Annotated in this window: 7 protein-coding genes; 3 read left to right on the forward strand and 4 right to left on the reverse strand. The window is 58.5% G+C overall.

The window, feature by feature from the left end; genetic code table 11:
- Window positions 1-519 (reverse strand): M23 family metallopeptidase (locus tag GORHZ_RS30295; protein WP_169330690.1); only part of this gene is annotated, 519 nt, incomplete at its 3' end.
- Window positions 520-1,171: 652 nt separating this feature from the next.
- On the opposite strand from GORHZ_RS30295, the gene GORHZ_RS31010 reads away from it, so the two are divergent.
- The 3 genes from GORHZ_RS31010 to GORHZ_RS22315 all read left to right on the forward strand — a co-directional run bounded on the left by GORHZ_RS31010 (window position 1,172) and on the right by GORHZ_RS22315 (window position 5,178).
- Window positions 1,172-1,408: a hypothetical protein gene (locus GORHZ_RS31010; RefSeq protein WP_006337210.1), complete on the forward strand. Its 237-nt coding sequence runs from the start codon at window positions 1,172-1,174 to the stop codon at window positions 1,406-1,408.
- A gap of 1,482 nt (window positions 1,409-2,890) precedes the next feature.
- Window positions 2,891-4,096 carry a sensor histidine kinase gene (locus GORHZ_RS22310; RefSeq protein ID WP_006337211.1) on the forward strand — a complete coding sequence of 402 codons (1,206 nt, stop codon included), beginning with the start codon at window positions 2,891-2,893 and terminating at the stop codon, window positions 4,094-4,096.
- Window positions 4,097-4,104: 8 nt separating this feature from the next.
- Window positions 4,105-5,178 (forward strand): DUF8320 family protein, encoded by a 1,074-nt coding sequence (locus GORHZ_RS22315; protein ID WP_245551493.1) that lies wholly within the window; start codon window positions 4,105-4,107, stop codon window positions 5,176-5,178.
- Between the two features lie 215 nt (window positions 5,179-5,393).
- Here the strand turns inward: GORHZ_RS22315 and GORHZ_RS31015 are convergent, their stop codons facing one another.
- The 3 genes from GORHZ_RS31015 to GORHZ_RS31025 form a co-directional block, all read right to left on the reverse strand.
- Window positions 5,394-6,215: an AAA family ATPase gene (locus GORHZ_RS31015; RefSeq protein WP_006337214.1), complete on the reverse strand. Its 822-nt coding sequence runs from the start codon at window positions 6,213-6,215 to the stop codon at window positions 5,394-5,396.
- A gap of 503 nt (window positions 6,216-6,718) precedes the next feature.
- On the reverse strand, window positions 6,719-7,327 hold the full coding sequence (locus GORHZ_RS31020) for a hypothetical protein (protein ID WP_157205315.1): 609 nt from the start codon (window positions 7,325-7,327) through the stop codon (window positions 6,719-6,721).
- Window positions 7,324-7,769 (reverse strand): hypothetical protein (locus GORHZ_RS31025; RefSeq protein ID WP_006337218.1); only part of this gene is annotated, 446 nt, incomplete at its 5' end. The genes GORHZ_RS31025 and GORHZ_RS31020, both read right to left, overlap by 4 nt.

Here is a 7,769-nt window from a genome sequence, read left to right on the forward strand (position 1 = left end):
TTTGCCCATCCAACTGTTGTTTTGTCCCCAGCCTTCAAACCGCACGACGCCATCCGCGGCCGCGTACACAGGAGTGCCCATTCCCGCCCGGAGGTCGATACCGTTATGACCATTAACACCGAATCCGCGGTTGATAGACACGGATTGCAGCGGCCAAGCAAGGCTCTTCGATTGGCTGCTTGGGGCCGGATTGCCTATGCAAGGTGCGGTGACCGGGGAGTTCGAGTGCGTCTCGATGTCGACGTCAGCGACGAAGTACCCATCCGACACCCGGTACCAGAGATCGTCCCAGCCACCATTCGGCAGGTTCTTACTGAAGTACCCCTTCACCGCCTGCCCATGTTTGTAGCATGACAATTGAAGGTTCGATCCCTTGTTATACCAACCCGCCTGGGTCGATTTCAACGTTGCATCAGACATTCGCTGCGTCTGGGCCATAACGGTAGCAATTGGTGCAGCTTCGGCCGGCGATACAGACACCACAGCAATGCCTAGCCCAAGCGCGAGGATCGATGCCACCAGGCATATCTTTCGAGACACTTTCCTGATCATTTCGCTTTCCTTTGACTCCGAATCTGAGAATTCTAGATTTCACGGACGTGAATCGCGATCCCGACCCGCAATCCCTTCCGTCAACATGGGTACTTACGCCCAGCGCACACGGAATACTAAGTGGGAAAATGAATCTCCCGTGCGCGCTACGGACTCAAACGCGCAACCGGAAGTCCGACCTCGTTCATATTGGAGATTCACTTCCCCTTGTTCCACATCGCTCCACTACCGGTGGCTACGAGGGCGTGAACGTGCCCGATCACGATCGCACTCGGTTTCACCGAGTTACTTCATCTGAGGATTCATGGCGGTCGCACCGTCCTGCGCCTGAAAGTATTGCACGCACATGCAACGCTTTGCAGCGTATGCCAATGCCCCGGGCGGAAAGGAACCGAAGCGTCGGCCGCTGCGATGGCGGTAGCCAAAGATCCGCATTCCTGCAGTATCTCCATTCTCGCAACCTTCCTATTCCTGTGCGTATTGAGAGTAGTCTCGACCGCCTACGTCGAGCGCAATTCTGACGCAATTTAAACCGAAAAGGTTAATCAGCTCTTCGGAATTGACGGTGGGTGGAACTGGCTCGCAGTGACAACAAAAAGACTGGGAGGGAGGAGACTGGATGCTGACCCGGCGGTCAGTCGGCTACGATTCCGAATCCGACAACGCTCCAACCCGGCTAGCGGCATACCTCAGCGACGAGCCCGTTGCTGCCGGTGTAGATATTGGTGTCAGCGACCAGACCTTCGAGGCGTGGCTGCAGGCGGCCTCTGTCTACGACAACGTAGTCCCACAACTCGCTTCGGCCGTATGTGCCGACGACCATCTGGCCGGCTTGCTGGCAAACGATACGCAGTGAAGTGCCTGGGCTCAAGAAGGCTACCTTCTTGCATTTCACGCTCGCCCCCATGGGTGGGTGGTAACAATCACGGAGAGTCGCTCCGGCGCCCCGGGCGCTCACCTGTGCGGGGTACCAGCTCGCGTGTGCCTCAACCGGCGAGACAATTCCGAGGACAAACACAGCACCTAGGGTCGCCCCGAAAGTTCGAAGCAATAGTCGTGTAGTTCGCACGCAATACCTCCTTGTTTCAGATAACAAATTTGGATATGCGACCTTAGCCTCAATAGGCGCGCGAGCAGGTCACACGCAGAATCGGGCACCATTTGTGTGAAAATTGAGCGTTCCGAAGTCAGACGATACCCATGCAGCGACGCAGGCCTGACTTTGAGAGTTCTTCAGCCGCAAGTACCTTGTCGATGCGGAAGTTCCGCGCGACCCAGTTCTGATGTTGCCGTCGTACGATTGTGCAGTCCGTCCCTCAGCGATGATCTCCTGTTCTATAGTGACCATTGACGAGTACATTCCACCAAGGAGGACAACTCGGGACCAGTTGGCGTGGCATGGCTGGGACCAACGAAGCTCCAGGTAGCCGATTATCTTCCCTTTGGCGGGCCCACGCGTACCGTGTATCGGTCTTGAAGCGACCACATATGCATTTGCACAACGACTCGCGTCGCCGTCACCGCCGCGATCGGACGCTTGTGCCGGCCCCGTGCCAGATATCGTAGCGATAAACAGCGCCATCGCGATAACAACTGCGGGTACGGTTCTGCGAATCATCACTTGCTCCCGTTCTTTCCGAGTGGGAATGGATTGGATTGAACGGCCAGATAGGTAGGGCCGGTATCTTTACGAATAGCAAGATCGTTGCAGCAGACAGCATCTTTAGCACCGTTGGTGGCGGTACGCTGCAATACTTCGATAGAACGCCTCGACCAAATTGACAACTCCCGTCGCCCGATTCCTATCATCACTAGCAACCAACACGATGGCATTGTCAGAGAGACAAATGAACCAAATCAGAGTATCCGGACGAATATGTTCAAGTCTATCCACCGAATGGACCAACATTCCGGCCATGATCACCAAGTGACGCACGAGGCGTTCACGCCGCGATCCCCCATTCGGACGACAATAGCGTCGGCGTCCGGCCACGCTACTGCTCGACATACTCGAGCCCGAGTAGACCAAAATTACCTTTTGATTCGTCCACACCTCAGGGGCGCATGCCCGGGCCCCGACGAGTACGGGCGGTTTGGAGACCGCTCGCCAGCGACCACTACCGTTTGGAGCCGCGCGGGATGCCGAAATCTCCCGAAGGGGCCTCAGGGTTGCGGCCGATTATCGGTTGGCGCTCACCATGATCCCACTCGCATTTGTCGCATCCACGCTCAGCGCCGTTTCCCCGCGGCGTACGGCAGGGAATCGTCGCCCATTCATGCGGCGTAACAGCAGTCCGTCGGTGATGATGAACGCCATGATCTACCGAGTGCCCAGCGGATGACCGCCGCCACCGCGACGTTTGCGGGACCAGCCGGTCCCGACGCCCAACTCGACCAGCACGCCGGGCGCCGGATACTGCAGCAGTTCTCGCTGTTCGTCGCCATCGGGTACGTCGCATACGGACTGATGTGTATTCCCTTCATCATCGAGTCGCTTCCGGTGATGAATACCTGGTGGACAGTCTCGGCACTGCTGCTCATCTTTGGCCCCGGCATCGCCATGGGGCCGCTCGCGGTACGTGCGGACATCCGGCGGCTCCGTATGATGGCGGGCGCCACCGCCATTGGGTATGCACTGGCCGTCGGCCTATGGTGGTTCGGGTGGAACGGCGGCCTCATCTATGGCGGCCCAGGGATCTGGTTCACCCAGTTCCCCGGGCTTGCGGCGGTCGCCGCAGCGCTTGCCGTCCGGCCTCTATATGCTTTCTTCTACCTCGCCGTGGTGATTCTCGCATCCACAGTCTGCGGTCACGCGATCCGCCCAGACTGGTTGAACAATAATCCAGTCGCCGACTATGCGTGGGCGTTCGCGTTCTCCATGATCTTCGTTGCGGCCGCTGTGATGACGACGCGAACCGCGGGCATTCTCGACGCGACTCGCGCTCGCGCGCTCGAGACCACGGCGGAGGCTGCCGCAGCCGAGGCTCGGGCGGCCGAGCGGAGCCGGTTCGATTCTCTGACCCACGACGCGGTGATGGCCACCCTCTTGCTGGCCGCCCGGCACGGCGCTTCGCCCGAACTCGCCCAGAACGCGAGGGCGGCGCTCGCCGCGATCGACAAGGCGGCCGACGGTGAACGGCGCAGCGCGGTTGCGTCCCCGGATGCGATCGCCGAAGTCAGGGCGGCCGTTGTGCTGGTGGACCCGACCCAAACGATCGATGTGGCGGAAGTTGACCCGACCACACGATATCCGGGGTCGGTCGTGACGGCGGTGGCCGCCGCCACCGCAGAGGCCGTGCGGAACAGTCGACGACACACAGGCCCACAGGCCGACTGCGCGGTCACCGTCAGCGCCGGAGAAGAGCGCATGTGCATCGAAATACGCGACGACGGTGTCGGTTTCGACACCAACCGCGAGCCGACCACCCGGCTGGGCATTGCGGTCAGCATCCGCGGACGCATGCAGAAGCTTGACGGAGGGTTCGCACAGATCGAGTCGAGCCCTGGGGGCGGTACCCGAGTGCGATTGGGCTGGGATCGATAACCGTGAACGTGACGGATCTGCCTCGGAGCGAAGACATCCGCGACCTGTTGGGTCTACGCACGCGCGGAGCAGGGGTCATTGTCACCGCGTTCTTGATCGCGATATGGGTGGTCGCGGCGTTCGCAGTGCCCACGGCATCCAACGCTTGGCCCGCTCTGATCGCCGTGGCACTACTGTCGGTCGCTGCCGTCGCCGTCGTGCAAAGCGCCGGCGACCCGCTGCCGACGTCCACCACCGTCCTGTTGACCACCTCCGGGCCTGTCGCTTGCGCGCTCGCCTTGTCAGTCGCGCCGAAACTGTCGGACACGCAATCGTTGTCCACCTGGATCCATGGTCCCGCGATCGCGGTGTTCTGTTTCATGAATGTCCGCCGACGCCGCATCGCGCCGTGGATCGGGTTCACCGGAATCGCTATCGTATACGCGATCTGGGGCTTGGCGACCGATCAAAACCCGGCAGCTATCGGCGCGATCGTCGCGATCGACATCGCACCCCTGGCAACCGTGGCCCTCTTTGCCGGCCGCCTGCGCCCGGTGGCGAGAGCGACATTTGAGCTCCGTGCCCGCACCATCGCCGATGCCGCAGTGTTGTCAGCGCAGTCCGCCGCCGCCGAAGAACGCACCCACCAGGTCCAGCATCTGAACGAACTTGCCCGACCACTGCTGGAACGGATCGCGTCCGGTGACGACCTGACGGGCGGCGAACGGCTGGAGTCGGAACTTCTCGAGGCGCATCTGCGGGACCGACTGCGTGCACCGCTGATGTCGTCCCTCAATCTCGACGGGCCGGCCTACCGCGCCCGTGTCCGCGGAGTCGACGTCGTCTCTATCGGTGACACCGATGCCTCACCGGGCGAGGACGACTGGTCGCATGATTCCGACGCGCACATCGACGACAGGGTGGCAGACGCGGTCCGCGCGTTGGCCACGACAACCCTCGACAACGCCAGCGACGGTCAGGTTGTCGTCCGGGTCTCCGCGCCGACCCGAGCCATAGCAGCGTCGGTGCTACACCGTCTCGCCGACGGGTCCGGTGTGAGGTCCGAGATCGACCAGACCGGGCACATCAAGTCGTTTGGGTAGCCGATTCCGCACCCGACGACAGCACCGTCGATGGCCGACGACCTGATCGGCGACCTGGCGTTCGCTACGCGTATCCGCGCTCCAACCTTGAGGACATTGGGGCTCTTCCCGCAATTCGGCAACAGGCTCGTAATTACCGACCAGTTCCCACCTATCTTCAGACGCGCCGCCCACGTACTTCTTGGGATTCGAATTGGCCGAGTCCAGCGCAACTGTCATCGACCAGCAATCCGAACAGGCATGGAGCCCGGACTACGAAGCCGGCGGGGTCGAATGCGAGGGGACGTAGGTGACCAAGTCGACAGGGCTCCTGGAGCGCGCCCCATGTTGGAGGTCGGAGTTGCAGCACGGGCTAGCTCTGCTACGTTGTTCGCTTGCAGCGGTAGGCCGGACATGGCTGCTGTGTTGATTGCTGGCAGCACAATCTGGCCGACAATGTCGGCGGGAGTCAGTGGCAGCTTGGAGCGCGTCGCCTGAACGGCAATGGCTCCGATCTCAGGTCGGTTGAATACGTCGCCGAATGCTCGATCAATCAGCGCGTACACCACTTCCTCGGTGGGCCGCTCGAAATTGAAGAGGCGTGCACGGCGTAGGACCGCGGGATCGACTCTGGCGACAAGATTCGTGCACATCAAAAATAGCACTCGATTTCTGCTAAGAATATTCATTGAGTCGAGGCCCTTGATCAGACCGTCCACAACTGCGGTATTCTCCTTCTCTCCAGAGTCAACATCGTGTGCAGCGCGCGCTCCCACGATTGACTCAGCCTCATCCAGAAGAACCAAGGTTAGAACATCGGATTTCGATGCGAAATTGCCAATTGTGTCCAAGATGCTGACAACGTCGCTGCCAGCCCGCCCTTGAATCCCATTCCCTCGGATCCGCTCATTCAGAATGATAAGGACGACCGGTTTTGCGAGATCCGTCGCGATGACGCCCGCTAGGCTGTGGGCCGTCGCGGTCTTTCCCGTACCAGGGTCTCCGTGGAGCAGCAAAAGAGGGGCACCATCCGCTACTAAGTCCAGTGCGCGGATCACGCGAGCATGATGCGTATGCGACCAATCTTCGAGCCATCTGCGACCTCGAAAAAGTGCGAGGGCAGCTTCCAAGACACCCGACTTTGGCACTCCCACCAGGCCCTCGAAACGAGCTATCGCTTGAGCAGATTCGCTAGTACGTGGGCGCAAGACGCAAAGTTCGCTGACATAGTTTCCTATGATTTCACGTAATGCCGCGATATCTATGTCATCCCCCCAGGGTTGATCATTTCCGGTCTCGACACCGTCACTGTTGTATGATTTCGAAATCAACCTAATGTGTCGTATGTCACTAATGAGTAAAGTTGCATCAGGTGTGCCCACTATTTCCAGTCGTAAGCCCTCGCCATACGGGTCATCAAGAACAATAGAAGTTCCAACCGCTTCCGGTGAGACATACAATCCGCGTAGTTGTTCGAATAGACTATTCACTATTTCTTTTCCACGAGCGTCCTCGACCAAAGAACTACCAGACAGCTGAAATGCGACGTATCCAGGTACGGTCATACTCGGCGCCCAAAACCAGATAGCGATTGGCTAATCAAATCGGCCAAAGGGATGCCTATAAGATTCTCAGTCAATGACGAAAGAACTGTGCGACCAACGAGTCGCGCCATCATTGTTCCATGCTTGCGCCAAGGATTGGAATTCTCGAGAACGCACTCTTTAACAGCGCCAACATAGTCGTCTTCGTACTTTCGCCGGAGATGCAGATTCTCATTGCCCGATACTCGCTCAATCTTCTCGGCAGCGCTAACTGTCGAAGTACGGAGCGTCTGAACCGCACGCAGTCCATTTCCTTCGTCTTGGTTGGCACGTTGCGCTCGCAAATTCAGAACCGAATATTCCCATTCTCTTTCCGGCACCGTAATGTATGACGTATTTACAAGATTGGCGATACTTCGAATCTGATTCTGATCGGCAAGGATAAACCCCAGGGCGGATATACGACCAATTATGGCCTCAATGGAAGTGAGCGTTGGCAGTTCCATTGAACTATCCTCACGCTGGCGCAATGATGTGTGAATCACTGCTCGCACCGGGATCGACAGCTGAACCTGTTTCTCGGGCAGTTCTATCGATGTCCTAATATCAGTCATTTTGGCGATCACTTCCGATTGTTTCGAAACTCAGAAGCTTCAGCTTGTATTGGACCCGAGGAATACTTCGCATACTCTGTGTGCCGTCCGGCGTATCTTGGAGAGAAGGAACTGCCACCAGGCAGTCCCCAGATCGATCCTTCGAGAATATTCTCCTGATCGACCTTTGACCGGGCGAGCATGGACTTGCTCCATGCGACCCATGCAGTCAACTTGGCCGATTCCGTCAGAGTTACTGGTTCTATCGCCATACCGCCCTTCCCCGAGCGCGACCCGTCTCCGCCGTAATCGATCGTATATCGCAGTTCGTGCAATACTTCATTTCTCTTCGTATCCCAAATGCAGAATCCGATTGATTTTGCGGCGTCATTTGACAAGAGCAGTCCGACGGAAGTGGTGTAATCGAGAATTTTGGAGTCGGAGATCATTTCTGGGTAGCACCTCCTTAGGGCTC

This window comes from Gordonia rhizosphera NBRC 16068 (assembly GCF_000298195.1).
Taxonomy (GTDB): domain Bacteria; phylum Actinomycetota; class Actinomycetes; order Mycobacteriales; family Mycobacteriaceae; genus Gordonia; species Gordonia rhizosphera.

Excerpts from the sequence above, each read along its gene's own strand:
- GORHZ_RS31010 (WP_006337210.1), top strand. The coding sequence starts at position 1,172 with ATGCTGACCCGGCGGTCAGTCGGCTACGATTCCGAATCCGACAACGCT.
- GORHZ_RS22310 (WP_006337211.1), top strand. The coding sequence starts at position 2,891 with ATGACCGCCGCCACCGCGACGTTTGCGGGACCAGCCGGTCCCGACGCC.